Consider the following 25,711-nt stretch of genomic DNA (forward strand, 5'->3'; position numbering starts at 1 on the left):
TCGGATGCCTCCTACTTGCCGAGAAGCTCTGCGATCTCGGCCTTGAGGAAGGCCTGATCGCGCGGATTGTTGACGGGGTTGCCGGCGCGATGGCCGTGCAGCGAGGGGATCGGATGCAGCACCGCGGATTTCGCGTTGACCAGCCGGCCGAGTTCGTCCTCGTTGTCGCGGACGTCGAAATAGCGGTCGGTCGCGCCCGGCATCAGCAACATGTGCGCCTTGATCTCACCGAGCGCGCGATCGAAATCGCCGTCGAAGATGGCGCAGCGGCTGACGTCGCCGTTCTGCCAGATGCCGATCTGCGCCAGCAGATCGTTGGCGTCGCGTCGCGCGAACGCCGCGTCCCAGGCGCGGACGAGATAGTCCTCCAGCGAGGCGAAACCCGCCTCGCGCCAGAGCTCATCGCGGTAGAAGCCGTGAGACATCGCCCAACCGGCATAGACGCGCCCCATGGCGCGATAGCCGGCAACGGGCCTCTCGACGAAGCGGCCGTCGCGGAAGGCGGGATCGCCGGTCAGCGCGGCCTTCGCGCCTTCGAGGAAGACGTGATTGTATGGCGCGCAACGGGCACTGCCGCAGACGACCGCTGCGCGCTCGACCATATTGGGGTGTAGTGCCGCCCAGTGATAGGCCTGCATGCCGCCCATCGACCAGCCATAGACGAGGGCAAGTTTTGCGATGCCGAACCGCTCGGCGAGCAGCCGGTGCTGGATGGCTATCGCATCGTGATAGGTCACCATCGGGAACGGCGGCGCGGTATTCGACGGCGAGGACGACAGGCCGTTGCCGAACAGGTTCGGGATGATGATGAAATAGCGCGTGGAGTCGAGCACGCCGTCGCGGCCGATCAGCCACTCGGTGTCAAAATGCTGCGCGCTGAACGAGGTCGGATAGAGAATGACGTTGTCCCTGGCCGGGCTCAACGTGCCGTAGGTCTCGTAGGCGAGCTTGAGGGAAGGGAAGACGGCGCCGGACTGCAGCGTGACGTCGCCGGCCTCGAAAATCTCGTAGTCACGCTCCGCCGTCATGCGTCCAATTCCCGCTCGCGCGGCAAGCGCGCCGCTGAAACGGCGATGCATCGATCATGCCGGTCCCGCAGACGCACCGTTGCGTCACGCTTAATAACTGTACTTATAGTACATTTATAGCGGACCAGCAAGGTGAATCCGATCGCGCGCGACTCAGGCGATGGCCGCGATGTATCGCTCGACCGACGCCGCGAACGCGATCTTGGCCGCTTTGGCGATGTTGCGGCCCCACCAGGCGCCGTAGATGCGGTCGAAGGCGAGCGGCTCGACGGCGGCCGCGATCCGCCGCACCGCGGCGGCGTTGAGTGGCATGTAATTCGGATAGGAGTACATGAAGCTGACGAAGCGGCGGTCCATCGTCACCTGCGCGATATCGCCGGTGAGCAGCGCACCCCTGCCGTCCGCACCGCGCGCATGGTGAAGCATGGTGGCGCCCGCGAAATGACCGCCGGTGCGCAGGAGCAGCAGATCGTCGGAGATGCGATGGCTTTCGCCGGTCCAGTGCACGATCGATGAATGCGGACGCGTCACCCATTGGCGATCGTCCGCGTGCAGATAGACCGGGATGCCGCCGAACGCCTCGCTCCAATCGGCCAGCGCGCCATAGTAATGCGGGTGCGAGATCGCGATCCCCTTCAGCCCGCCAAGCGTTTTGACATGCGCGATCGCTTCCGCCGTCGCCAAAGGCACGCAATCCCACATCATGTAGCCGTCGGCCAATGGCACCAGCAACGCGCGCTGGCCGATGGCAAAGCTCGGCTCGAGCGCGAGGCCGGCGATGCCGAGATCATCACGCCAGACCACGCGATGGCTTTCAGCCAGCGCTTCGCGGGTGAGGAAGGTCTGTCCCTTCCAGTTCACATATTGCCGCTCATCTTCGCAGATTGGGCACGCGGCGGGCGGCTTTCCGCCGTCCGAAAATTGCGCGCCGCAGGCTTCGCAGGTCCAGAAGGGCATGGCCATGATCCAGAAGGAGACCGTAACGGCAATGACATGACATCGCGGTCCTCCGATCGCAAGTGCGGACGGAACCAACGTGATGAGCGCAGGTTACATTTTGGTCCACCCCCGGGCCACCCGGGCCCGCGATCTCCGCCTCATGCGGGATCTCATTCGATCGGCAGCTTCACGTTCAGCGTCTCGATGGCATCGTGCTCCCCCTTCCGAATCTGGCCCCTCTACGCAGTCAACTTCTTCATGGCCGACATGCAGTCGGGCATCGGACCGTTCATCGGTGTGTTCCTGCAGGAGCGCGGCTGGGCGACCGGGCTGATCGGCACCGCGATGACGATCGGCAATGTCGCGGGCATGCTGGTCACGACCCCGATCGGCGGCTTCATCGACTCCAGCCGCAACAAGCGGCTGTGGGTCGTCATCCCCGGCATCTGCGTGGTCCTTGCCTCCGCGGTCATCCTGATCTCGCAAAACTTCTGGGCGGTGACGTTCTCGCAGGTCGCCCAATCGCTGGCGAGCGCCGCGATCGTGCCGGCGGTCACGGGCATCACGCTCGGCATCGCCAGGCAGAAGGGCTTTAATGCGCTGAACGGACGCAACCAGGCCTTCAACCATGCCGGCAACATGGTCGGCGCGGCGCTGTCGGGCTATCTCGGCTATAAGTTCGGCTACATCTCCGTGTTCGTGCTGGCAGCCGTCTTCGGCGCCATCGCGATCGCCTGCGTGTTGATGATCCCGGCCAAAGCGATCGACGACCGCGCCGCGCGCGGCAGCAAGGAGGACGATCCCGACAGCGCACCGGACGCGCTCACGATCCTGATCAAGCACCGGGCGCTGCTCGTGCTGGCCCTCGCCCTCGCCTTGTTTCACCTCGGCAACGCCGCGATCGTTCCGCTCTACAGTCTTGCGGCGGTGGCCGAAGGCCAGGCCAACGGCCCGAGCTTCGTCGCGACCACCGTGGTGATTGCACAAGGCGTCATGGTCATCACGTCGCTGATCGCGATGAAGGCCGCGAGCAAGCGCAACTACTGGCCGGTGATCCTCGTGTCCTTCATGTTCCTGCCGATCCGCGGCGTGCTCGCCTTCTTCGTCACCGGATGGTGGGGCGTCGTGCCGATGCAGGTGCTTGACGGCATCGGTACCGGGCTCCAGACGGTTGCCGTCCCCGGCATGGTCGCGCGCTCGCTCAACGGCACCGGCCGCATCAATCTCGGCCAGGGCGCCGTCATCACCGTGCAGGGCGTCGGCGCCAGCCTGAGTCCCGCACTCGGCGGCTGGATCGCGCAATGGATCGGCTATGGACCGACCTTCCTGCTGCTCGGCGGCTTCGGCCTCGCGTCCATGGCCCTGTGGTTCGCGTTCGGCGCGGCTGTAAAGAAGTATTGAGTCCCGCCCTCTCAGCCGTCACTACGATGTGGGCGAGTTGCGCGCTGCAGCTCTCGCCGAATTCCGCTCAACCAAACTCCACCACGATCTTGCCGAAATGGCCGCCCTGCTGCATCAACCGCAACGCGTTGGGCACGGCATCGAAGGCAAAACTGCGGTCGATCACCGGCTTCATGCCATTGCGACCGATCGCGGCCGTCATACCCTCGAACATACGGCGGCTGCCGACGGAGAGGCCGATGACGTGCAAATTCTTGGAGAACAGGCTCGGGATCGCGATCTGCTGCGAGAAGCCGGAGAGCACGCCAATCACCAGAATGGTACCGCCGACCCGCGCCGCCTCGAGTGACTGCGCAAACGTGTCCTTGCCGCCGACCTCGACGACGTGGTCAACGCCGCCGCCGGTCCACTCTGAAGCGGCCTTGCCCCACTCAGGAACCGAGCGATAGTTGATCGTGTGATCGGCCCCGAGCGCCTTGGCGCGTTCGAGCTTCTCATCGCTCGATGAGGTCACGATCACGCTCGCGCCGGCAAGTTTGGCAAATTGCAATGCGAAGATCGACACGCCGCCGGTGCCCTGCACCAGAACCGTGTCGCCGGGCTGCACCTTGGCCTCCTCGAACAGCGCGCGCCAGGCGGTAAGCCCGGCGCAGGGCAGCGTCGCCGCTTCCTGGAACGAGAGATGCGAGGGAATGTGGCCCACACCCGCCGCGTCGAGCAGCATGACTTCCTGCAACACACCTGGACGCGTGCCGCCGAGCGCATAGCGCCGGCTCGCGGCCGAGACCTTCCCATCGATCCACGACTGGAAGAACATCGGACAGACGCGATCGCCTACCGCGATGCGGACGACGCCATCACCCGCGGCGATCACCTCGCCGGCGCCATCGGAGAACGGGATCAGCGGCAATCTGCTGACGCCGCCCTTGCCCTGTACCGTGAGCAGATCGCGATAATTCAGCGATGCCGCCCGCATGCGCACCGCGACCTGCCCCGGACCGGGCTTGGGCTCGGGTAGATCCGCGAGCTCCATGCCCTCGATCGACCAGTCGCGCGCGATTTGCCAGACTTTCATGGTCAGGCGCTCCGCGTCAGGTCCCAAAATTCTTCTGGATCGCCTTGTCGAGCGTCTCGCTCCCGACGATGCGCTGGCGCAGCTCGCGCTTGAGCAGCTTGCCGCTCGGGTTCTTCGGCAGGGCATCGACGAAGATGACGCGCTTGGGCACCTTGAAATGCGCCATCTGGCCGGCGCAGTGCTTGATGACGGATTCTTCGTCGAGCTTCTCGCCGCTCTTGACCACGACGATGGCGGTGACCGCCTCGATCCAGCGCGGATCGGGCAGGCCGACGACCGCGACCTCGGACACCGCAGGAATGCGATAGACCATCTCCTCGACCTCGCGGCTCGCAACATTTTCGCCGCCGGTCTTGATCATGTCCTTGACCCGATCGACCACGGTGATGTGGCCCTCTTCGTCGACGGTAGCGAGATCGCCGGAGTGAAACCAGCCGCCGGAGAACGCCGCCGCCGTCTTGACGGGATCGTTGTAATAACCGGAGAGCAGATGCGGTGAGCGGTGCACGATCTCGCCGACCTCGCCGACCCTGACATCCTCCATTGCGGTGCTGACCACCCGGGTCTCGACATTGAGCACGGGCTTGCCGGCCGAGCCGGCCTTGCGCAACTGGTCCGCAGGACCCAGCACCGTTGCCAGTGGCGCGATCTCGGTCTGGCCGTAGAAGTTCCAGAACTTTACATTCGGCAAACGGCGCTGAAGTTCGAGCAGCACCTCCACCGGCATGATCGAGGCGCCGTAATAGCCCTTCTGCAGCGTCGACAGGTCGGCCTTGTCGAAATACGGAGAACGCAGCATCGCGATCCAGATCGTCGGCGGCGCGAAGAAAGACGTGATCTTGTGCGCCTGGATCAAGGACAGAATGTTGTCGGCGCTCGGCTTGCCCGTGATCACGCCGGAGGCGCCGAGATAGATCTGCGGTCCCAGGAACACGTCGAGCTGGGCGCAGTGATAGAGCGGCAACGCGTGCAGGAACTTGTCGTCCGCGCTCATGCCGCCGTCGATGATGCAACTGACATATTGCCACATCACGGCATCATGGGTCAGCATCGCGCCCTTGGGCAGGGACTCCGTGCCGCTGGTGTAGACGATCTGCGCGAGATCGCGGCTGTCGACGGACGCCTCCAGGAACGAGCCGTCGGGGCTGAGGAGATCGTCGAAGGTGGTGAGGCCCGCAGGCGCCGTGGCGGGATCCTCGCCCGGCAGCCAGATCATCTTCTCGACCGCGCAATCCCTGGCGCTGGCCGCGCGCGCGGGCTCGACGAAATCAGGACCGGCCGCAAGCAGCTTTGCGCCGGAGCTTTTCAGGATGAAATTGATCTCGTCCGGATTGAGCATGAAGTTGATCGGCACCAGCACCGCGCCGATCCGGGCCACCGCGAACCGGAGCGCCGCAAAGGCGTGCGAATTGCGCGAAAGCACGGCGAGGCGGTCGCCCTTCTTGACGCCGAGGCCGAGCAGACCGCGGCCGAGCCGGTTGCAGATCGCGTCCATCTCGGCAAACGTCCAGCTTGCATTGCCGCAGCTCACCGCGAGCCTGCCCGGGTCGCGGCCCGCCGAACGGCGCAGGAGGTCGCCGATGGAATGCTCGCGCGCCTTCGAGATGGTGGCTGTAAGATCGCTCGGCATTTCCATTCCCCTGAACTCGCAGCTTGCGTGAGTGCCGGCCTCGACGATCATGAGGTCTTCATCGACGCGCTTTCTAGGTTTGCGCGAAGCGTAGTCGGCGCTGTTGGCCGCGTCAAATTGGCTGCGCGATAACGCCATGACGCAAGAATTGACCCGTTGCCGGGGCAAATTTAGGCTCGTGCACCAACTATAAAAAAATCGGGGGAAATGCCATGTATCGGATCGCGCACGCCGCTTTCGCGGCCGGGCTGCTGTCTGCGTCCGTCATCAATCCCACCTCCGCCCAGCAGGCGCCGCTCAAGATCGGCGTGCTCTCCGATTTCTCCTCGGTCTATTCCGACATCGGCGGCCAGGGGAACGTCGAGGCCACCAAGATGGCGATCGAGGATTTTGGCGGGCAGATGTTCGGCAAGCCGATCGACATGGTCTCGGCCGACGTGCTGAACAAGCCCGACGTCGCCTCCACCATCGCGCGAAAGTGGTGGGAGACCGAAGGCGTCGACATGATCATCGACCTGCCGACATCGGCCACCGCGCTCGCGGTGATGGAGCTGTCGAAGCAGTACGAGAAGATCATGATCGTGACGGACGCGGCCAGCTCCGACATTACCGGAAAGTCCTGCTCGCCCTACACTGCGCACTGGACGTACGACACCTATTCCAACGCACACACGGTCGGCAGCGCCATCGTCAAGAACGGCGGCGACAGCTGGTTTTTCCTCACCGCGGATTATGTGTTCGGCCACTCCATCGAGCGCGACACCGGCGATGTCGTGAGGGCTGCCGGCGGCAAGGTGCTCGGCAGCGTCAAGCATCCGCTCAATACGGCCGATTTCTCGTCCTTCCTGCTTCAGGCCCAGGCCTCCAAGGCCAAGATCATCGGGCTGGCGAACGGCGGCGGCGACACCATCAATGCGATCAAGCAGGCCGGCGAGTTCGGCGTCGTCGCCGGCGGCCAGAACCTGGCTGCGATCGTGATGTTCATCTCCGACGTGCACAGCCTCGGGCTGAAGCTCGCACAGGGCCTGATCATCACCGAGGCCTATTACTGGGACCTCAACGACAAGACCCGCGCCTTCGGCAAGCGTTTTCAGGAGCGTGTCAAACGCATGCCGACGATGAACCAGGCCGCGACCTACAGCGCGACGCTGCATTACCTGAAGGCGGTGCAGGCCACCGGCACAAGGGACACGAAGACGGTGATGGCCAAAATGCGCGAGCTGCCGGTGAAGGATGCCTTCACCGACAATGGCACACTCCGCGAGGACGGCCGCATGGTGCACAGCATGTACCTGTTCCAGGTGAAGAAGCCGGAGGAATCGAAGGGGCCGTGGGATTACTACAAGTTGCTGGCCGAGGTGGCCGCCGACCAGGCGTTTCGGCCGCTGAAGGATGGCGGCTGTCCGTTGGTGAAGTGAGGCTCGACGAGGAGTGCCGGGCGGTAACCTTCCGGTACCCCGGAATGATACGGAGTTCCATGTTCGGAACCTGATAACCTTACGGCCTGTAGGTATGAGCCGCGCGCGCCCGACATGCGCGCGCGGCTTTGTTTCATACCGATGTGAGTTTGTCCGTTGCGTATCAGAGCTCTTCGCACCTTCGGCCGCGACAATCGCGCCAACATCGCCGTCATCTTCGCGTTGGCGCTCGTTCCGATTCTCGGATTCGTCGGCGTCGCGATCGACTACACCATCGCCAACAAGCAGCGCACCAAGCTCCAGCAGGCGCTGGACCTCGCGCTGCTCGCCGGCGCGGCTGCGGGCAAGCAGTCGCTCGATTCCGGCGCCAGCCAGAGCACGGCAATCAGCGCGGCAAATGCCGCGGCCAGCAACATGTTCACGGGCAACACATCGGGCATCATCTCCCAGCTCGTCACGAACTTCACCGTGAACGGACTGACGCTGTCGGGAACCGGCAATGCCAGCACGAGCGTCACCACGAACTTCCTCGGACTGATGGGACACCCGAACCTGCAGATGTCGGTGGCGTCGAACACCGCGTCCTCGACGCAGCCCTATCAGAGCGTCTATCTCCTGGTCGACATCTCCTCGTCGATGCTGCTGCCTTCCACGCAGGCCGGCATCACGCAGATGGTCAATGGCACCGGCTGCGCGCTCGCCTGCCATGACCAGACCAACGGCACGGACTCCTATAGCTGGGCCCTGAACAGGGGCATCCAGCTGCGCTACCAGGTCGTGAACCAGGGCGTGCAGAACCTGCTGACCTATCTGAACAGCAAGACGACCTTCAAGAACTATGTGCGGGTCGGCCTTTGGTCATTCGACAGCTCGCTGACCCAGATGTCGGCCCTGACCTCGAACTTCACCTCGGTCTCCTACAATTTTCCGGCACCGGGACTGGCGAGCAACGACTCAGCCGCCGCGACGCCGTTCGACAGCCTGATCAACAATTTCGTCTCGATCGTCGGCAACGGCGGCGACGGCAGTTCGCTCTCCAGTCCGCAAAAGCTGGTGATCGTGGCGACCGACGGCGTCAACGATCCGACGCGCGCCTGGACCAGCCAGACCTCGCTGCGCTCGCAGGTGAAGGTGTTCGACACGAGCTTCTGCACGACCCTCAAGAGCAAGGGGGTCACCGTCGCGATCCTCAACACGCCCTATTATCCGATGACCTGGGACTGGGGCTACAACGCGACGCTCGGCCAACCAGGCAGCCTCGGCGGGGCAACCCGCGTCGACGACATTCCGATCGCGCTGTCGGCCTGCGCCGGCAACTACTTCATCCGCAGCTCGGACCCGGCGGTCATCCAGACCGCGTTCACGACGCTGTTCGCCAAGGCCGCGCCCGTCCGCCTGACCAACTAGGCCGAGGGAGACCGCCGTCCCGCAGCCCGGGCCCGCCAACGGCTCAGAGCTTGTGCCCCTTCTGGCGCAGCGCCTCGACCAGGCGCTGCTTCAGTTCGTCGGCAGCCTTCAGGCTGACGTCCTGGCCGATCTGCACGCCTGCCTGCGCCAGCGCACCCGACTTCTCCAGAAACTTCATCCCGGCCGGCTCGGCATAGAAGGCCTCGATCCGTCGAAGCTCATCGATGGTGAAGCTTTGGGCATAGAGGGCGGCGACCTGGTCGATCATCGACGTCAGGGCCGGGGTGTAGATCTCGGAGCCGGGTGCCGTCATCGCGTCATAGTCGCGCTCGATCTCCGGCCTGTCCTGCGCGATCACGGGCCGGAGCTTGAGCAGGAGTTGCGGCAACAGCGCGCGATATTGATCCGCGATCTTCAAGGTGACCACGAGCTTGCGCGCCGCGCTCATCGCCTCCGGCGACGGCGCCTCTGCCGATGCACCACAGACGAGAAGCAGGAGCGCGCCGGCGATCGTCAACAAACGTCTGGACATGAACCTCTCCACGAGATGCAGGCTGGCGATGCTCAACGACCGGCAGTTGCCGCCGGCGCGCTCTCCAATGTGGTGTCGGCCTCCTCGACCTCCGTCACCTTCACGAACAGGTTCGGCACCCGCCCGGCCCGATTGAGCAGCCAAGCCGCGCCGATCATAATGGCGATGCCGACCGCGGAGACCGCGAGCTGCTCCCAGACGCCCTTGGTGTATTGCGTCAGGATCCAGTGCGCCGAGAACGACAGGAATACGCCGAGGCAGAAGATCGGCAGCGAATGCTGGCCGCAGAGGATGACGGGGCGCAGCCACGCCGTATGCAGCGCCCGCCATTTGCGCGAGACGAAATAAGTGACCCAGATCGCCAGCGCCAGGAAATGTGTGAAGCGCAGCATGTCGAGATCGGTCTTGTCGATCGGGTAGATCAGCTTGATCATCGATTTAGGGATCAGGGCCTCGAGCGCGGGGACGTGCCAAGTCATCACGATCAGGAGCGCGAAGACGAGCCAGACCGCGGCAATCCCCATGACCGCTTTCGACCACACCCAGGTCGCGACCTTGTCGATCTGGCCGATGCCGCACCAGGCTGCGAACACGAACATCAGCTGCCAGCAGAACGGGTTGAAGTACCAGGTCGTGCCGGGCGGATAGGAGGCGATGTTCCAGTCGAACCAGCGCGACAGCACATAGAGCACGACGGAGGCGGCGAGCGTCAGGTTCGGCCGGCGTACCAGGCACCAGACGATGAAGGGCGAGGCGAACACCAGCGTGATGTAGAGCGGCAGCACGTCGAGATTGACCGGCTTGTATTTCAGCAGGATCGCCTGGCCGATCAGCTCGTCGGGATGCGACAGGAAGTTGAAGACGTTGAACTCGTGCTCGTACATCGGGTTGTCGAAGCGGCGCGCGGTGCGGGCGATCTGCGCCGTGAACAGCAGGAACAGCATGATATGGGCGACATACATCTCGGCGGCGCGCCGCCACAGCCGCTTCAGCGCGGCGAGAAACCAGCCGCCGGCGACGATCGGCCCGTAGATCCAGCCGACCAGATAACCGGAGATGAAGACGAAGAACTCGGCGGCATCGCTGAAGCCGTAATTGCGCAAGGTCAGCCAGGCCACGACGTCATGCGGGATGTGATCGAGGAAGATCATCCACAGACCGATGCCGCGGAAGAGATCGAGCCGCAGGTCGCGCTCGACCGGCGCAAGCAGAGCTGACTGGTCCCGTGTGATCATGACCCCGCCTCGTTCGGTGGGCATCGCGCCGTCGCGGCGCCGAAAAATCGGATGCTAAAAAGCTTAAATCAAAAGTAACCTGGCCCTGCGGCTAGGGCCAACGGTAGCCGACCTTGGTGTGCGCGCAAGGGACTTTGTCATCGGAGCGGACCGCAAGCGTGCCGTGCTCTGCGTTGCACAACGGCAGGTCCTTCAAAGAAGGACTTGCAAAAAGGGGTGAAAACAACCCCATGCACAGTAGCTAAGCCCTTGCTTCGCCAGCTGGATTTATTTGACGCGTCGGGCAGATATCGGCCGCGGCGGCGGGTCGGACCGGGAGCACAGTCAGGTCAGTTCGTCGTCCCGTGCGAGCATCTCGTTCAGCATCGCCTCGGCCTTGTGCCGGAGCGGCAGCGCGCCGCTCTCGGTGGCGATCGCGACGGTCGCCCGCAGGGCTGCAAGGATGACCGCCCTGGCCTCCGCATCCGACGGCGGCGTCACCACGGCCTCGCCGAACAGGGCCTCCGCCTCGAGGCCGGAAAACCCCTGCTGCCGCGCCGTGTTGCGCGCCTCACGCAGCATGTTCTGCGCGGTGGAGGCGTCGCCGAGGCGGTGGGTCGCCAGCGCAAGGTAGATCGAGCTGCGCAGCACCGCCGAGGTATAGCCGACCGCCTTCGCCTCCTCGCGCGCTTCAGTCAGCATGCCGCGCGCCCGGTCGAACAGCCCCTGCTCCAGATAGGCGATGCCGAGATGGCAGGCGAGCACCGGCACGAACAGCCGGATGCCGTGTTTCTGCGCCAGGACAAAGCCGTCTTCGAGAATGGCCGCGGCCGCGGCGGGGTCGCCCCGGCCGAGCATCAGCCAGCCGCCGCTATAGGCGGCGGCGACGCGGTCGTAGGGACGGCCCGTCTCCTCCGCGATCGCCGCGGCCTCACGCTGGAGCTGCTCGGCGGTATCGAGCTCGCCCATGACGGTGTGGGTGATGCTGTTCATCATGCAACAGAGCAGGAGCAAAGATCGTGGAGTCGTGCCAATCGGGGCGCTCGCTGCGGGCTCGGCGAGATGGGCGCGGGCCGTGGCCAGCATCTTTTCGGCGTTATGGTAGCGGCCGGACAGAAAATAGGCCTGCCCGAGACCGTATTGGGCGAGATTGCGCCAGGCGGGATTGCCCGAAGTTTCCGCCAGATGCACGACGTCCTCGCCGATAGCGACGGCTTCAACCGGCGTTCCATAGAAATTCTGCGCGCCCGCTCTCATGGTCATGGCCGCGACTTTGCGTCCAATGTCGTTGATCGCATCGGCTCGCCGTTCAGCTTCGCTTCCCAAATCCAGGGCCTCGGCGACACGCCCCGATCCGGCGAAGGCCAAACGCGCCTCCATCCGGAGGTCAATGGCGTCCGCCTCTCGCCCGTGCGTCACCGGGGTCTTGTCGAGAGATCCCATAGCGATCTCGAAATAGTCAACCGCGTCGGCGTAGGCAGAACGAACCAGACACTTTCGAGCAGCGCTCCTGCCGTGTTGAAACGCCTTTTGCCAATCCTTTGCCCTGGTCGCGTGATAGCAGAGCGCGTCTGGACCATCGGCCCATTCCTCGTCGCTCTCAAGAGCAGCCAGTATGCTGGCATGGATGCTTTCTCGCACCTTTTCGACCATCGAGTCATAGGTCACCTGCCGGACCATCTCATGCCGAAATTCCAGCGAGTCTTCCAACTCGCTGTCGATCCTGACGAGCAGTTCGGTGCGGTCGAGCGCGGTGAGGCAATCCTGCAGGACGTCTTCCGGCAAGGCCGCCACTTTCCGCAACATGGCCTGGTTTGTCCGCGGTCCAAGCGCCGCAGCGATCTGGAGAAGCGACCGTTCCTGTCGTGACACGCGATCCAGCCGCGCCGCGATCACACCCTGAATGCTGCTGGGGATACCCAGCTCTTCAACAGGCCGTGCAAGGGAAAGATCACCCCACTGACCAAGAAGCATGCCGCTGTCCTTCAGACTGCGGCAGACCTCCTCGATGAACAGCGGCACGTTGGCAGTATGAGAGATGATCCGATTCTTCAAATCCGTGTTGGTCGTGGCGGGTCCGAGCATGTCCGCGAGCATGGCCCGGCCCGAATCGTCATCGAGAGGCCGCATCGCCACGATCTCCGGGCGACCCCGCGCGATCCACACCGGCATTCCATTGGGCCGCGTCGTCAGCAGCACAAGCAAATCGGGGCATTGCAGCCCGGAGAGGGTGGCCACAACCGTATCGCTGGCCCGATCGATCCAGTGCAGGTCCTCGATCAGAAGGATCGTGCGCTGGCGACGCGCGACGCTCTCGACGATCGCGCAGCTTGCATCTGAAATCGCGCGTCCGCGCGCGTGAGGCTCCAGTTCGTCCCATTGTGGATCGGAAATCGGCAGGTCCAGGACCGAGTCTATGGCTCGCTGGTGCACCGCCGGCAACGCATCTCTGGGATCGTCCGCCCTGGTCTGATCCCTTACGGCCGGCTCAAGGACCGACAGCAACAGGCGTTTGAGGGCGCTGTACGGTGCACCCTGGAGATTCGGACTGCACTCGGCATCGATCAGTCGCCAGCCGCTTGCCCGAAGGTCCTGCGCGAACTCATGTGCAAGCCGCGACTTGCCGATGCCGGCGTCGCCCATCAGCAGAACCGTCTGCCGGCTGGCGGCGACCTTTTCCGTCGCGCGCCACAGCAAGGCTCGTTCCGTCGTGCGGTCGACGAAACGGGACACACTGCGCGCACGTCGCACCCGCCAGCTCGAAAGATCGCTTGCCCCCATGACCCTGTACACAGGCAGGGGTTCGCCAAAGCCACGAAGCGCCTTGCGGCCTAGAGATTCGAAGCGCACGTGCCCGTCCGCGAGCTGCTGGCAGGCTTCGGAGACGTAAATCTGGTTCGCCTCGGCCGCTGCCTCAAGCCGCGCGGCCAGATGCTGGGCGGCGCCGCCGATCTCATAGACCTTGGAAAATTCGCTGGCGACCATGTAGGCCACCACGTGGCCCGAGTGCAGGCCGACCCGAACCTGAAGTCCGGCATCGCCCAGGCTGCCAACGCGCCGGACAAGCTCGATGGCAGCGTGGCAGGCCAGGGGTGCATGGTTGTCGTCGGCGATCGGGGCGCCGAATACCGCAGTCAGTCCGTCACCCAGCTCCTTGCTGACGATGCCGCCGAACTGGCGCACCGCACCTCTCATCGCCACCAGCGCCGGCTCAAGGCGTGACACCGCCTCCTCCGGCTCCAGCTCGGCAACAAGGCCGGTGGAATCGACGACGTCAGCACGCAGGATCGTCACGAACCGTCGTTCGCTGTCGGGATCGACGCGCTGACGGACCGCCGCTCCGCATTTGGAGCACCAGCTGTCGCCCGAACCAACCGCCGACTGACACGCGAAGCAATGCATTCCAGCGCCTTCAACGACTGCCGCGACAGTCCCGCTCCACCCCCGCGAAGCGTCCGATCCAACATTACCTATAGGAAAGGGCATGGCAATCGGGCCTGCGACATACGCGATGTGACTGGATAGTGGACGAGGTACCGTCCTGAGTAGTAGCGTGCCTGTGCACGGTGAACTGTGTGATTGGCCACAAATGACGCGTAATTTCGGCCAGCAGCTACAGATTTTGACAAACCGACATATTGAGGAAACAGGCGATGGCCGGACTGGTATATAGCGGCAAGTCATTTCGCGACTTGATGAACAGCAATTACTTTCCTTTGGCGAATATGAAAAAGAGTGTCGCGAAGCTCAAGGCATCGGACGACATCCACCTGCCGACTTTGGAATACGGCCAATACCACCTGATTTTGAACCCGGCATCGAGCTGGCCGCAGGGAAGCGCCAAGTATTGGCACAAGGAAAAGGGCCGGGCGCGCGTCGATCTCAGCACCCAGCCGAACACGGTCCCCCTGTCCAAGGATGAGCCGGGCGTCATTCCCCTGACCCGATGCGATCTGCTCGATGCCTGTGTCCGGAAGTGCTTCAACTCCGAGCCGCCGATTCCGATGAAGACCAAAATCATCACCCACGAGGCAAGCGATGCCTATGCGCACCGGCACGAGATCAGGCTGGAGTGGGAATACAAGAAGGGCGAGGACAAGGCTCCGACGCTGCTCTATCTGACCATGGTCTGCCCGCACAGATCGTGATCTTCAGAAATATTCTGCTTTGCGCAATAAACGCATTTCCGCCAGCACTACAGGAGCGGGCATATTGTTTGCCGACTGATCGCCGCTGGCCCCAAGCCCCGGTGCTCCGCCCTTCGAGCACGTAAGCCCGAGAACGCCGCGGTCCGCTTCGTGCAGTTCGAAGCTGTCGCCGCAGCCGCGCGCGTGTCGCACCTGTCCCACTCTCCCGTCACGGGCCTGTCGCACGAAGATGATCCGCTCCCTCTATGCGCGCGAGTCGTCTCAACGAGGCGATCGTTGCGTTCGTTTGACAGGAGCGGCCGATGCCCGTTGGACTGCTGGAGGTCGAAGGCACCATCGAGGTCGGCCAGTTCTGGCCGGAGGGGCGGTCGGACGCCGACACCACCAAGGTCGTGGTGAATATCGCGCCGGACGCGATCCGCTTCCGCAAGAACGATTCTTCGCCATTCCAGCCGACCCACGTGTTCGACAATGCGAAGGTCAAGGGCCGGACCAATACGGCGCCGATCAAGAACGGCAAGCTCACCATTCGCCTGCAAGGCATCGACGCGCCGGAGCTGCACTATCAGCCCTCGCCACTGTCGCCCGCGGAGAAGAAGGGGCTCACCGAGCCCAAGCGGCAGGCCTATCACGAGGTCACGCATCCTTACCGGCAACTGCTCGGCGCGACGTCGAGCAAGGCGCTGCATGATTTCCTCGCCGGTCTCGGCGAAGCCACCCTCGCCTGCCGGGTGTTTACCCATGTCGATGCGCCGAACGAAGTGTTCGACACCTATGGCCGGCTGGTCGGCGACATCGAGGTCACGATCGGCGGCCGAAAAATCGACGTCAACCATTGGCTGGTCGAGCAGGGCTTTGCCTATCCGACGTTCTACTCCTCGATGAACGACGACGAGATCAAGGCCTTGCTCGCGCTCGCCAAGTCCGCGCGAACGAAGAAGCTGCCGGTCTGGAAGCACCTCGCCAGGACGATTGGCGCCTTCGACTTCGCCCTGCGCGAGCCGAAGACAAACGAGACCGACGTGCTCGCCACCGACAAGGGCCCGGTGATCCTGCCGAAGCTCTACCGCCGCTATACCAACTGGTCGGCGCGCAAGAAGGCCAAGGTGACCAGCCAGACCTTCCAGAAATTCCTGGACGAGGGATCCGGCGGCAAGCCCGACACCTGCTATGCGATCGACGACTTCCTCGCCAACGGCGTGCACTCGGCGACGCCGCGGAATTTTGCCGAGTTCGTCGAGGGCGGCAAGACGATCAAGTTTCAGCCGGAGGGGCTGGTGTTTGGGGAAGCGCCGTCGCGTTTGGTCGGGGCGGACGGGAAGCCGATTACGGAGTTTTGAAAGCTCTTTTATCGATGCTGGACGAACGCGCCGCGTGCCTCAGAGCTATCGCATAGGACCTTTTGCCGTATCCTGAGCACGCGCCTCTTCCTTCGAGACGACCGCTCCGCGGTCTCCCTCGGGACGAGGCCAATCGGCACGCGGACCCGTTGAAAATGCTGCCGCGCACCTCGCATCAGCCCGCGGAGCGCCTGAGGCGGGCGGTCTCGAAGGACGGCCGTTGGGAAAACCGCTCTCGGAGCAGTCGTTGGTCTAGCTGTCGCTCCGGAAAAACCGGTTCAGCTCCTGTGCAGTCTGCTGCGGATGCTCCTCCGGGAAGAAGTGCCCGCCATCAAACGCCTTTCCTTGCACGTCATCTGCCCAGGTCCGCCATAGCCCCAACGGGCCGCCCTCGCTTGCGTACCACGCGTTCAACGGGCCGCGGCCACTCCAAAGGACCAGGACGGGGCAATCAATTCGGCGGCCGGAATTGCGGTCCGCCGAATCGTGCTCGTGATCAATTGTCGCGGCCGCGCGGTATTCCTCGCAGATCGCATGAACATGCGCCTTATCGCTCAACGCTTCGACATAGGCTGCCCTAACCGTGGGACTGAAAGTGCCTGGTGCAGACCCCCAGCCATGTAGCGCATTATCGATGACGGCATCGGGAGCTGCTGACAATAACCGCTCGGGAAGCGGCTCCGGCTGCGCAAGCAATGACCACGGCCAATAGCCGACCGCCAGGTTCTTGTCGGCGCGCTCCCAGGCATCGGCGATCGGAACGACGTCGAAGACGGCAAGCCGCTGCACGCGCTCGCGATGATCGAGCGCGAGCCGGTAGGCGACACGGCCACCGCGATCATGGCCCGCAACCGAGAAGCGGTCGAAGCCAAGTTTCGACATGACGGACACCATGTCCTTTGCCATCGCCCGTTTTGCATATGGCGCATGGTCCGGGCTGGAGGGAGGACAGCCGCTGCGGCCATATCCGCGAAGATCGGCGCAGACCACGGTAAATTGCTCAGCGAGCAATGGCGCAACGCTTCGCCACATCAGATGCGTCTGCGGAAATCCGTGTAACAGGAGAACGGCCGGTCCTGAGCCGGCCCGACGGATGAAGATTTTCCCTTCGTCCGTCTGAACATCGGCCGCGACGAAATCCTCGAACTCCATTGGACTGGTCCTCCCGAACGACGGCAAACCAACAAAGGCGTACCGGGTGGTCCCGGTAGCCCCCATGTTGACGCCCGGCTCCATCCTCGGTTCCCACCGGGCCGCGCAGAACGATTGCCTGTCGTGCACCGAGGCGGCGCCCTGCCCTGACATGCAAGGAAGGCGAACGTGTCTGTCTTGCCTTTCGCAGGCATAGACAGGCAGAGCTGTCCCGAATTCGGCTTTACCCTATCGGCAAGGCGCCTCGGCGATCATCCGCGCCTGCTCGAGAAAGCTCCGCAGCGGGACGGTCGGCGGATGGCTTTCGTCCTCGCGTGCATCGGTCTCGTACATGTGCACGATGACCATTCCGGACTTCGGAATCGCGAGCATCCACTGGCCGAAATAGCCCCATGCGAAATACGAGCCCGCCAGCACCGAATCGTCGGCCACCTCCGGAATCCACCACAACAGCCCGTAGGACGCCCGGCGGCGAACTGCGGTGGGCGGATGCATCTCTTCCGAACGCGTGACCGGCCTCGTGATCTGGCGAGTCCAATCGGCCGGCACGATTTGACGACCCTGCCATTGACCTTCCGTCAGCATCAATTCGCCAATACGCGCCAAATCGCGCGCCGAAAGATAGAATGGATAGGCCAAGTGGCTCGAACGCGAAGGCTTGCCGCTGCGGTGATGGCGCGCAAGATCGAAGTCTTCCAGGCTCAGCGGAGAGGCGATGTCCTGCGCGAAAGCAGCGTAGATGTTACGTCCCGTACGCTGCTCATAGATGTCGCCTGCAACGTTGAAATCCCAATTGTTGTAAAGGAAGTATCGACCCGGCAATTGTGAGCCGCGGGGAGGCGCGCCCGCCGCATCGTCGCCGGGATTGGCCGCCGGATGATAGACACCCGAGCGCGCAGCAAGCAGATCGCGCACGCGGGCTTGTCGCTCGATCGGCAGCAGACCGCCGACATCGTCGATCCCGAGCTCGGCAAGCGTCGCATCGAGGTTGATGCGGCCGTCCTGCACGGCCTGACCGTACAACATCGCAAGCAGGCTCTTTCTCACGGAACGAACGAGCGACGGTCGCGCAATCGGCCCCTCGCTGAAGACAATCTGGTCGCCGCGCACGGCCATGAAGGCAGTCGTGGCCTGATGGCGCAATTGCTCGCGAAGGCCAGCCAGCACGGCGCGGCATTCGGCACTTTGAGCAGCCTGAGCATCGGTGCGCCAATAGGTCGAAGCCGGAAGATCAGAATTCGCCTCGGTCGACATCCCCGCCGCCTCGGCCGCGGCGGGCCGACTCCATCCCGTCAGCACGGCAAGCACGAAAATAGCGAGAACCCGAGACACGGAAGGCATGATCGACGCTTGACCCGAAACGACCCACAAAACAAAAATGGCCCGCTTGATACGGGCCATTTTTCATCGGAACCGGTAAAGTCCGAATTTGGTTGCGGGGATAGGATTTGAACCTATGACCTTCAGGTTATGAGCCTGACGAGCTACCGGGCTGCTCCACCCCGCGTTAAACCGTTGCTTTGCCTTCGATAAAGTGCCGGGGACGGTGAGGTAAGGCCGGCGCTGTTCGCGTGGCTTGCTCTCTGGTCCCAAAGGCTTCCTTGGAAGGCAACCCCGGGCAAAGCCCGTCGGGTGCGAGGGCTATGTACCAACCCGGGGTGCCTTTGGAAAGGGCTGCGGGGAGGTTTTTTTCGACTTTATGACAGCGAACTGGGCCGATTTCCCGCTCATTTGGTGCGTCCTTGCCAGAAGTTCCACAAACGGCCGGCTTGCGGCAACAAAACCAAGCGGCCAACGCCGAGTCTTCGCCAAACATCTCTGTGGCTACGGGTCCCGGATCGGCCCGCGCCTTGGGCGTGCTTGTCGGGGACGAGGAAGAATCAATTCAGCAAGAACCCGCCATCCACCGTCACCACGCTCCCCGTCATGTAGCGCGACGCCTTCGACGCCAGTAGCAGGATCGCGCCGTCGAGATCGGACTCGGCGCCGACGCGGCGCTGGGGGATGCGTTTTGCCAACCGCTCCCCTGATGGCGTCGACCAGAACGCGTGGTTCATCTCGGTGTCGATGTAGCCGGGCGCCAGCGCGTTGATGCGGATGTTCTGCCCCGCAAGCTCCAGGGCCATCGCCCTGGTCGCCTGAATGATGCCGGCCTTGGAGATCGCGTAAGGCGACACCGCCTTCAACACGCCGGTGCCGAGCACGGAGGCGATGTTGACGATGTTGCCTTCCTGCTTGCGCGCGATCATCCGCCGCGCGATTTCAGTGGCGAGGAAATAGGCGCCCTTGAGATTGGCGCCGATCACCGCGTCCCAATCCGCCTCGGTCTGTTCGGTCGCGAGCTTTTCGATGGCGATGCCGGCATTGTTGATCAGCACCGTGACCGGGCCGAGCGCGGCTTCCGTGGCGTCGACGGCCCTGGCGATCGATGCGGTGTCGGTGACGTCGAGCGCGACGGCGGCGGCACGGCCGCCCTTGCCGCGGATCTCTTCTTCCAGGCTCTTGAGCTTGTCGGTCTGCCGCGCCGCGAGCGCGACGGCTGCACCACGCGCTGCCAGCACCCGGGCAAATTGCCGCCCCAGCCCCTGGCTCGCGCCCGTCACGAGGATGGTTTCTTTACTGACGTCAAATAGGTCTGACATGAGCGACTTCCCTGAGCTTTGGAGCCATCAATACAGACGATTTTAACGATCTGAAACCGGAATGATCGGTTCTGCGTTCATTCGTTCCATGGCAGGCTCTCAGGCATGAATAGTTTCGATCTCACAGTCTATGCGGCGTTCGCCATTGCGATCGGATTCGGTTTCAGGACCGGCCTGCTCGGCAGCGCCATGACGATCCTCGCCTATCTCCTCGCCGCCCCCATCGCCGTCGCGCTGATGCCGCTGATCGTCCCGCAGGTCGCGAGCAATCCGAATTCGCCGCTGCTTCAGAACTGGATGTGGTTCTTCGGCATCTTCGTAGTGGTCGGCATGCTGTTTGGATATATCGGCCGCCTGGCGCTGAGCGACACGATACGCGAGGCCGGCATCGGCGACCGGCTCGGGGGCGCCGCGCTCGGCGCGGTCAGGGTCTGCCTCGTCGCCACCACACTGGTGCTGGTGTTCGACCAGATCGTGCCGGCCAACCACCAGCCGCCCTTTCTCGCCGGCTCGCATCTGCGGCCGCTGTTTTCGACGGTGGGCCGGATGGGCTTCAAGTCGCTGCCGCCGGAGGCGGCCTCCGTGATCGACCGTCTCAAGCAGGAGCGGCGCATCTAGCTCTTTGTCTGGGCATGATCTTTTCGGAAAACCGCTGCACACTTTCCGCTAACGCGCCCTTCGGGTCCGGATCATGCCCGCACATTTGCATCGCCGCGCAAGCGCGCATGCATTTTGATGCGAGCCCGTCCCTTATCAGCGGCGCCAAGGTTGGCTAGAGTGGCGGCCTCTTAAAAACCTGCCTGACATTACGGGAGTGAAACAGTGGATCTTGGGATCAAAGGTCGCCGCGCCATCGTCTGCGCATCCAGCAAAGGCCTCGGACGCGCCTGCGCCATCTCGCTGGCGGACGCCGGCGTTCACGTCACGCTGACCGCCCGCGGCGCCGAGGCTCTCAAGAAGACGGCCGACGACATCCGCAAGGCCTATCCTGACGTGACTGTTACCGAGATCGTCGGCGACATCACGACGCCCGCCGGCCGCGAGGCCGTGCTGAAGGCCTGCCCCGAGCCTGATATCCTGATCAACAATGCCGGCGGCCCGCCGCCCGGCGATTTCCGCAACTGGACCCGCGACGACTGGATCAAGGCGATCGACGCCAACATGCTGACCCCGATCGAGCTGATCAAGGCGACCGTGGACGGCATGATGGCGCGCAAGTTCGGCCGCATCGTCAACATCACCTCCGCCGCGGTGAAGGCGCCGATCGACATCCTCGGCCTCTCCAATGGCGCGCGCGCCGGCCTCACCGGCTTCATCGCCGGCCTGTCGCGCAAGACCGTGATCAACAACGTCACCATCAACGGCCTGCTGCCGGGCCCGTTCGAGACCGACCGCCTGACCGGCACCGCGAAGGCCGAGGCCGACAAGCGCGGCACGACGCCCGAGCAGATCCTGACCGAGCGCGCGAAACTCAATCCGGCCGGCCGCTTCGGCCAGCCCGACGAGTTCGGCTATGCCTGCGCCTTCCTGTGCGGTGCCAAGGCCGGCTTCATCACCGGACAGAACCTCTTGCTCGATGGCGGCGCGTTCCCGGGCACGCTGTAAGGCTGCTTCACCTCGCTCCGACGAGATCACCGCTGCTTGGTGATCTCGTCTTCATCCCGCTGGCTGGGTGAGGATGAATCGGCCACGAGGCCTCCTTCGGTCCAGTCGATGCCGAATTCGTCGAGTCCGTCGGCGAGCAGATCGCCCAGCATCGGCTCGCCCAGCAAATAGTGCGCCGTTTCGCGCCGTGGACTGCGATACTCGGCCCGCGCCTCCACCGCGCGTGCACGCAAATCGTTCCACTCGTCCAAGGTCCCGTCGCCGCGGCCGAGCCACATGAGCGTGACGAGATCGACCTGCTCGTCCTCGTTCATTGCGACGATGAAGCTTCCGATTTCGTTGACGACAGGATCTGATCCGCCGTCCTCCAGGACGTCGATCGCATCGTCGTCAGTTGCATTCGAGCCGGAATCCGGATCGGAATCTCCCTCTTTGACGTCGAATTCACGCGCCTTTTCGATGATGAAGGCGACTTTCTCCGCTGAAATCGCAAGCTCTGGCATGACTCGCTCCTGGGTTCCCGCGATAACGCCGCATCGCGTCAGATGATCCATTGCGCTTGATGGCGGAAAGTGTGCATGTTTTCGGCCAAAGCAAGAACTTCGGAGACGCCGGATGTCGTGGAGGGTCGGCAAGGTCAAAATCACCAAAATCGTCGAGCTGGAGACGGTCGGTTCGACCCGCTTCATCCTGCCGCTCGCGACCAACGATGAAATCCAGAAGTTGCCCTGGCTGATCCCGCATTTCGCTACCGAAGAGGGCCGGCTGAAAATGTCGATCCACTCGCTGGTGGTGGAGACGCCGACCCGCCGCATCGTGGTCGACACTGGTTTGGGCAACGACAAACAGGGCCGGGGCGTGCCGACCTGGAACAACCGCACCACGCCGTTCCTGGAGACGATGATGGCGGCGGGCTTTCCACCCGAGAGCATCGACACCGTGCTGTGCACACATCTTCATGTCGATCATGTCGGCTGGAACACCAAGCTCGTCGACGGCAAATGGGTGCCGGCTTTTCCGAACGCGCGCTACGTGTTCGGCAGAACCGAATACGAGCACTGGCGCGACCACTCCACCGAGCCGGACAAGCAGGCGGTGTTTGGCGATTCCGTGAAGCCGATCGTCGACGCCGGTCGGGCCCAGTTGATCCCGAGCGACCACCGGCTGAGCGACGAGATCAGCATGATCCCGACCCCGGGGCACAGCCCCGGCCATATGAGCATTTTGATCCAGTCGGACGGCGAGCAAGGACTGCTGACGGGCGACGTCGCCCATCATCCCTGCCAGATGGCGCATCTCGGCTGGTCCTCGACCGCAGATTCCGATCAGACGCAGTCGGCCGCGACGCGCCGCGAATTGTTCGGCCGCTTTGCCGACACGCCGACGTTGGTGATCGGCGGGCATTTTTCGGCCGGGCACATCAAAGGGGACGGGGACGCGTTCAGGTTCGAGGCGTTGCAATCGTAGGCTGGATTAGCGAAGCCTCACAGAAGCGCAGGAGGTGGGTTACGCCTCCCGCTAACCCACCCTACAAAAGATTGGCTGCATTGCACCCCTCTTTGAGCGGTTGAATTTCCCCCCGCCCTGTTCCATGAAGCTGTTCAACCGATCGGTCCAGCTCAGGGAGAAACGAGAATGAAGCTTGTTCGTTATGGCGAGAAGGGTGCGGAAAAGCCCGGCCTGATCGACAAATCCGGCCAGTTGCGCGACCTGTCCGCGCATGTGAAGGACCTGACCGGCGAGGCCTATTCGCCCGATAGCCTGAAGAAGCTGGCAGGCCTTGACCCGGCCTCGCTGCCCTCAGTCTCCGGCAAGCCGCGGTTCGGCGCGCCCGTTACCGGCATTTCCAAATTCGTCGCCATCGGCCTCAATTACAGCGACCACGCCAAGGAAACGGGCGCAGCGATCCCGACCGAGCCGATCATCTTCATGAAGGCGAACACCTCGCTGTCCGGCCCGAACGACACGGTCGAGAAGCCGCGCGGCTCGACCAAGCTCGACTGGGAGGTCGAGATCGCCGCAATCATCGGTACCCGCGCGAAATACGTCTCGGAGGCCGACGCGCTGAACTACGTCGCCGGTTACTGCGTCTGCAACGACGTCTCCGAACGCGCCTTCCAGACCGAGCGTTTGGGTCAGTGGACCAAGGGCAAGTCACATGACACGTTCGGCCCGGTCGGACCGTGGCTCGTCACCAAGGACGAGATCAAGGACGTGCAGGATTTGTCGATGTGGCTCGACGTCAACGGCCAGCGCCGCCAGACCGGCTCGACCAAGACCATGATCTTCTCGATGGCCAAGTGCATCTCCTATGTCTCGCAGTTCATGACGCTGCTGCCCGGCGACATCATCACCACGGGCACACCGCCCGGCGTCGGCCTCGGCATGAAGCCGCCGACCTTCCTCAATGTCGGCGACGTCATCACGCTCGGCATCGAGGGTCTCGGCGAACAGCGCCAGGAGATCGTCGCGGCGTAAGCCGACGGTCCTCATCCTGAGGAGCGCGCAACGCGCGCGTCTCGAAGGATGCGCCAAGACCACGGTCGCCCGACGTTCGCGCCGGGTGACGAGAGAGAAGATCCGTCGTTGTCCATCCTTCGAGACGCGCGCCAAGGGGCGCGCTCCTCGGGATGAGGTCTGTATGTTCGGCTAGAGGTTATTTTCCAATGAAGCTCACCTTCTCTCCCGCCTCGCCCTTTGCCCGCAAGGTGCGCATCGCCGCGATCGAGCTCGGGCTGATCGACAAGATCGAGTTCACGCCCGCGACCGTTGCGCCCGGCACGGCCAACGAGGACTATTCGCGCATCACGCCGCTGAAGAAGCTGCCGGTGCTGATCACCAATGACGGCGATGTCATTTTGGACTCCTACGTCATCGTCGAATATCTCAACGAGATGGCCGGCGGCAGCCTGATCCCCGACTACGGCCCGCGGCGCTGGAAGGCCAAGACCAATCACTCGCTGATCAACGGCATGCTCGATTCCATGCTGCTGTGCCGCTACGAGAAGATGGTGCGCCCGCAGGGCCTGCAATGGCAGGCGTGGTCGGACGACCATTGGAACCGGGCCTGGACCGGCATGGCGCGCTTCGAGAACATGCCTGACGTCCTCGACGGCCCGTTCGACATCTCACAGATCGGCCTCGTCTGCGTGCTCGGCTATGCCGACTTCCGCTTCGCCGATTGCGGCTGGCGGAAGGCCTATCCGAAGCTCGACGCTTTCCACCAGAAGATGCTGGAGCGGCCCTCCGTCAAGATCTCGGTACCGCCGGCGGCGTAACACGCAGGGAGTCCCCATGAGCCTGAAATACTCGGTCGGCGATCTCACCATCCATCGCATCATCGAGCAGGAGACCACCTTCCTACCGGCCCTGGAGTTGCTGCCCGGCTTGACGCCCGAGGTGCTGGCCGAGAACCGCTCATGGATGCGGCAAGCGAAAGCTCTGGACGAGCAGGATACGCTGATCCTGTGCTTCCAGTCCTACGTGATCAAAACGCCACGTCACAACATCCTGGTGGACAGCTGCATCGGCAACGACAAGCCGCGACCGCGACCGACATGGAACATGAAGAGCGACGACACCTATATGCGGGCGCTCGACGCCGCCGGTCTGTCGGTCGACGACATCGATTTCGTGATGTGCACGCATCTCCACGTCGATCACGTTGGCTGGAATACACGGCTGGAGAACGGGCGTTGGGTGCCGACCTTCCCCAAGGCGCGTTACGTGTTCGCGCAGCAGGAATTCGACTACTGGTCCCAACAGAATGCGAAGGCGGAGATCGCTCCGTTCGCGGATAGCGTGCTGCCGGTGGTCGAAGCGAAGCGGCACGAGATCGTCGGCAACGATCATCAGATCGGCGATCACGTCCGCATCCTGCCGACGCCGGGCCACACGCCCGGTCATGTCGCCTTCACCTTCGGCCGCGGCAAGGACGACGCGGTGTTCTCGGGCGACCTTATGCATTCGCCAATCCAGACGCTCTATCCGGAGATGTCGGTGAAGTTCGACGTCGACCAGGCCGCGGCGGCAACCACGCGCCGCAGCTTCCTTGAACGCTACTGCGACACCGACACGCTGTGCTGCACCGCGCATTTCCCCTCGCCGTCGGTGGGGAAGATCAGGCGCAAGGGCAGCGGGTTCGTGTGTGCGGCGGTTTAGCGGAACGCAGGGTGGGTCA

At 63.5% G+C, this 25,711-nt stretch carries 22 protein-coding genes and 1 tRNA gene; 11 read left to right on the plus strand and 12 right to left on the minus strand.

The window, feature by feature from the left end; translation table 11 throughout:
* Positions 1–11 precede the first annotated feature (11 nt).
* Together IVB31_RS07165 and IVB31_RS07170 are read right to left on the minus strand one after the other, a co-directional pair.
* Positions 12–1,028, minus strand: a complete 1,017-nt coding sequence (locus IVB31_RS07165) for an alpha/beta fold hydrolase (protein ID WP_247320254.1) — start codon at positions 1,026–1,028, stop codon at positions 12–14.
* 153 nt (positions 1,029–1,181) lie between these two features.
* Positions 1,182–1,985, minus strand: a complete 804-nt coding sequence (locus IVB31_RS07170; RefSeq protein WP_247320256.1) for an MBL fold metallo-hydrolase — start codon at positions 1,983–1,985, stop codon at positions 1,182–1,184.
* Between the two features lie 186 nt (positions 1,986–2,171).
* Between IVB31_RS07170 and IVB31_RS07175 the strand changes: the two genes are divergently transcribed.
* Positions 2,172–3,368: an MFS transporter gene (locus tag IVB31_RS07175; protein WP_256464294.1), complete on the plus strand. Its 1,197-nt coding sequence runs from the start codon at positions 2,172–2,174 to the stop codon at positions 3,366–3,368.
* Between the two features lie 67 nt (positions 3,369–3,435).
* Here the strand turns inward: IVB31_RS07175 and IVB31_RS07180 are convergent, their stop codons facing one another.
* Positions 3,436–4,443: an NAD(P)-dependent alcohol dehydrogenase gene (locus IVB31_RS07180; RefSeq protein WP_247320260.1), complete on the minus strand. Its 1,008-nt coding sequence runs from the start codon at positions 4,441–4,443 to the stop codon at positions 3,436–3,438.
* A gap of 16 nt (positions 4,444–4,459) precedes the next feature.
* Positions 4,460–6,073: an acyl-CoA synthetase gene (locus IVB31_RS07185; RefSeq protein WP_247320262.1), complete on the minus strand. Its 1,614-nt coding sequence runs from the start codon at positions 6,071–6,073 to the stop codon at positions 4,460–4,462.
* Positions 6,074–6,285: 212 nt separating this feature from the next.
* Between IVB31_RS07185 and IVB31_RS07190 the strand changes: the two genes are divergently transcribed.
* Complete coding sequence (locus IVB31_RS07190) at positions 6,286–7,491, plus strand: ABC transporter substrate-binding protein (RefSeq protein ID WP_247320263.1); 1,206 nt, start codon at positions 6,286–6,288, stop codon at positions 7,489–7,491.
* 156 nt (positions 7,492–7,647) lie between these two features.
* Positions 7,648–8,898 (plus strand): pilus assembly protein TadG-related protein, encoded by a 1,251-nt coding sequence (locus IVB31_RS07195; protein ID WP_247320265.1) that lies wholly within the window; start codon positions 7,648–7,650, stop codon positions 8,896–8,898.
* A gap of 43 nt (positions 8,899–8,941) precedes the next feature.
* Here the strand turns inward: IVB31_RS07195 and IVB31_RS07200 are convergent, their stop codons facing one another.
* The 3 genes from IVB31_RS07200 to IVB31_RS07210 form a co-directional block, all read right to left on the minus strand.
* Positions 8,942–9,430 carry a DUF2059 domain-containing protein gene (locus tag IVB31_RS07200; protein ID WP_247320268.1) on the minus strand — a complete coding sequence of 163 codons (489 nt, stop codon included), beginning with the start codon at positions 9,428–9,430 and terminating at the stop codon, positions 8,942–8,944.
* 32 nt (positions 9,431–9,462) lie between these two features.
* Positions 9,463–10,665: an OpgC domain-containing protein gene (locus IVB31_RS07205; RefSeq protein ID WP_247320270.1), complete on the minus strand. Its 1,203-nt coding sequence runs from the start codon at positions 10,663–10,665 to the stop codon at positions 9,463–9,465.
* 324 nt (positions 10,666–10,989) lie between these two features.
* The gene (locus IVB31_RS07210) at positions 10,990–14,046 is read right to left on the minus strand and encodes an adenylate/guanylate cyclase domain-containing protein (RefSeq protein WP_247320272.1); all 3,057 of its coding nucleotides are present in this window, start codon (positions 14,044–14,046) and stop codon (positions 10,990–10,992) included.
* 251 nt (positions 14,047–14,297) lie between these two features.
* On the opposite strand from IVB31_RS07210, the gene IVB31_RS07215 reads away from it, so the two are divergent.
* The gene (locus IVB31_RS07215; protein WP_247320274.1) at positions 14,298–14,792 is read left to right on the plus strand and encodes a hypothetical protein; all 495 of its coding nucleotides are present in this window, start codon (positions 14,298–14,300) and stop codon (positions 14,790–14,792) included.
* 302 nt (positions 14,793–15,094) lie between these two features.
* A complete protein-coding gene (locus IVB31_RS07220) occupies positions 15,095–16,132 on the plus strand; it encodes a thermonuclease family protein (RefSeq protein WP_247320276.1) in 1,038 nt (345 codons plus the stop codon).
* A gap of 252 nt (positions 16,133–16,384) precedes the next feature.
* Here the strand turns inward: IVB31_RS07220 and IVB31_RS07225 are convergent, their stop codons facing one another.
* The 4 genes from IVB31_RS07225 to IVB31_RS07240 form a co-directional block, all read right to left on the minus strand.
* Positions 16,385–17,284 (minus strand): alpha/beta hydrolase, encoded by a 900-nt coding sequence (locus IVB31_RS07225; protein ID WP_247320278.1) that lies wholly within the window; start codon positions 17,282–17,284, stop codon positions 16,385–16,387.
* A gap of 228 nt (positions 17,285–17,512) precedes the next feature.
* The gene (locus tag IVB31_RS07230; RefSeq protein WP_247320280.1) at positions 17,513–18,685 is read right to left on the minus strand and encodes a serine hydrolase; all 1,173 of its coding nucleotides are present in this window, start codon (positions 18,683–18,685) and stop codon (positions 17,513–17,515) included.
* Positions 18,686–18,714: 29 nt separating this feature from the next.
* Positions 18,715–18,791: transfer RNA gene (locus IVB31_RS07235), tRNA-Met, on the minus strand.
* A gap of 373 nt (positions 18,792–19,164) precedes the next feature.
* Entirely contained in the window at positions 19,165–19,926 is a 762-nt protein-coding gene (locus IVB31_RS07240) for an SDR family oxidoreductase (RefSeq protein ID WP_247320281.1), read from the minus strand.
* 105 nt (positions 19,927–20,031) lie between these two features.
* Here IVB31_RS07240 and IVB31_RS07245 point away from each other — a divergent pair, with 105 nt between their 5' ends.
* Both IVB31_RS07245 and IVB31_RS07250 read left to right on the plus strand, forming a co-directional pair.
* Positions 20,032–20,544, plus strand: a complete 513-nt coding sequence (locus IVB31_RS07245; protein ID WP_247320283.1) for a CvpA family protein — start codon at positions 20,032–20,034, stop codon at positions 20,542–20,544.
* Positions 20,545–20,748: 204 nt separating this feature from the next.
* Positions 20,749–21,531 (plus strand): SDR family oxidoreductase, encoded by a 783-nt coding sequence (locus IVB31_RS07250; RefSeq protein WP_247320285.1) that lies wholly within the window; start codon positions 20,749–20,751, stop codon positions 21,529–21,531.
* 26 nt (positions 21,532–21,557) lie between these two features.
* Here the strand turns inward: IVB31_RS07250 and IVB31_RS07255 are convergent, their stop codons facing one another.
* Positions 21,558–22,034 carry a DUF3775 domain-containing protein gene (locus IVB31_RS07255; protein ID WP_247320387.1) on the minus strand — a complete coding sequence of 159 codons (477 nt, stop codon included), beginning with the start codon at positions 22,032–22,034 and terminating at the stop codon, positions 21,558–21,560.
* 112 nt (positions 22,035–22,146) lie between these two features.
* On the opposite strand from IVB31_RS07255, the gene IVB31_RS07260 reads away from it, so the two are divergent.
* The 4 genes from IVB31_RS07260 to IVB31_RS07275 all read left to right on the plus strand — a co-directional run bounded on the left by IVB31_RS07260 (position 22,147) and on the right by IVB31_RS07275 (position 25,692).
* Positions 22,147–22,998 carry an MBL fold metallo-hydrolase gene (locus tag IVB31_RS07260; RefSeq protein ID WP_247320287.1) on the plus strand — a complete coding sequence of 284 codons (852 nt, stop codon included), beginning with the start codon at positions 22,147–22,149 and terminating at the stop codon, positions 22,996–22,998.
* A gap of 168 nt (positions 22,999–23,166) precedes the next feature.
* Complete coding sequence (locus IVB31_RS07265; protein WP_247320289.1) at positions 23,167–24,009, plus strand: fumarylacetoacetate hydrolase family protein; 843 nt, start codon at positions 23,167–23,169, stop codon at positions 24,007–24,009.
* 188 nt (positions 24,010–24,197) lie between these two features.
* Positions 24,198–24,809, plus strand: coding sequence for a glutathione S-transferase family protein (locus IVB31_RS07270; protein WP_247320290.1), 612 nt, complete (start codon positions 24,198–24,200; stop codon positions 24,807–24,809).
* Between the two features lie 16 nt (positions 24,810–24,825).
* Positions 24,826–25,692: an MBL fold metallo-hydrolase gene (locus IVB31_RS07275; RefSeq protein ID WP_247320292.1), complete on the plus strand. Its 867-nt coding sequence runs from the start codon at positions 24,826–24,828 to the stop codon at positions 25,690–25,692.
* The last annotated feature ends 19 nt before the right edge of the window (positions 25,693–25,711 follow it).

This window comes from Bradyrhizobium sp. 21, from assembly GCF_023073335.1.
GTDB lineage: Bacteria > Pseudomonadota > Alphaproteobacteria > Rhizobiales > Xanthobacteraceae > Bradyrhizobium.

What these genes read in the sequence shown, in the direction of transcription:
- IVB31_RS07165 (WP_247320254.1), bottom strand. Translation starts at nt 1,028, where the DNA reads ATGACGGCGGAGCGTGACTACGAGATTTTCGAGGCCGGCGACGTCACG.
- IVB31_RS07170 (WP_247320256.1), bottom strand. Translation starts at nt 1,985, where the DNA reads ATGCCCTTCTGGACCTGCGAAGCCTGCGGCGCGCAATTTTCGGACGGC.
- IVB31_RS07175 (WP_256464294.1), top strand. Translation starts at nt 2,172, where the DNA reads ATGGCATCGTGCTCCCCCTTCCGAATCTGGCCCCTCTACGCAGTCAAC.
- IVB31_RS07180 (WP_247320260.1), bottom strand. Translation starts at nt 4,443, where the DNA reads ATGAAAGTCTGGCAAATCGCGCGCGACTGGTCGATCGAGGGCATGGAG.
- IVB31_RS07185 (WP_247320262.1), bottom strand. Translation starts at nt 6,073, where the DNA reads ATGCCGAGCGATCTTACAGCCACCATCTCGAAGGCGCGCGAGCATTCC.
- IVB31_RS07190 (WP_247320263.1), top strand. Translation starts at nt 6,286, where the DNA reads ATGTATCGGATCGCGCACGCCGCTTTCGCGGCCGGGCTGCTGTCTGCG.
- IVB31_RS07200 (WP_247320268.1), bottom strand. Translation starts at nt 9,430, where the DNA reads ATGTCCAGACGTTTGTTGACGATCGCCGGCGCGCTCCTGCTTCTCGTC.
- IVB31_RS07205 (WP_247320270.1), bottom strand. Translation starts at nt 10,665, where the DNA reads ATGATCACACGGGACCAGTCAGCTCTGCTTGCGCCGGTCGAGCGCGAC.
- IVB31_RS07210 (WP_247320272.1), bottom strand. Translation starts at nt 14,046, where the DNA reads ATGCATTGCTTCGCGTGTCAGTCGGCGGTTGGTTCGGGCGACAGCTGG.
- IVB31_RS07215 (WP_247320274.1), top strand. Translation starts at nt 14,298, where the DNA reads ATGGCCGGACTGGTATATAGCGGCAAGTCATTTCGCGACTTGATGAAC.
- IVB31_RS07220 (WP_247320276.1), top strand. Translation starts at nt 15,095, where the DNA reads ATGCCCGTTGGACTGCTGGAGGTCGAAGGCACCATCGAGGTCGGCCAG.
- IVB31_RS07225 (WP_247320278.1), bottom strand. Translation starts at nt 17,284, where the DNA reads ATGGAGTTCGAGGATTTCGTCGCGGCCGATGTTCAGACGGACGAAGGG.
- IVB31_RS07230 (WP_247320280.1), bottom strand. Translation starts at nt 18,685, where the DNA reads ATGGCCCGTATCAAGCGGGCCATTTTTGTTTTGTGGGTCGTTTCGGGT.
- IVB31_RS07240 (WP_247320281.1), bottom strand. Translation starts at nt 19,926, where the DNA reads ATGTCAGACCTATTTGACGTCAGTAAAGAAACCATCCTCGTGACGGGC.
- IVB31_RS07245 (WP_247320283.1), top strand. Translation starts at nt 20,032, where the DNA reads ATGAATAGTTTCGATCTCACAGTCTATGCGGCGTTCGCCATTGCGATC.
- IVB31_RS07255 (WP_247320387.1), bottom strand. Translation starts at nt 22,034, where the DNA reads ATGCCAGAGCTTGCGATTTCAGCGGAGAAAGTCGCCTTCATCATCGAA.
- IVB31_RS07260 (WP_247320287.1), top strand. Translation starts at nt 22,147, where the DNA reads ATGTCGTGGAGGGTCGGCAAGGTCAAAATCACCAAAATCGTCGAGCTG.
- IVB31_RS07265 (WP_247320289.1), top strand. Translation starts at nt 23,167, where the DNA reads ATGAAGCTTGTTCGTTATGGCGAGAAGGGTGCGGAAAAGCCCGGCCTG.
- IVB31_RS07270 (WP_247320290.1), top strand. Translation starts at nt 24,198, where the DNA reads ATGAAGCTCACCTTCTCTCCCGCCTCGCCCTTTGCCCGCAAGGTGCGC.
- IVB31_RS07275 (WP_247320292.1), top strand. Translation starts at nt 24,826, where the DNA reads ATGAGCCTGAAATACTCGGTCGGCGATCTCACCATCCATCGCATCATC.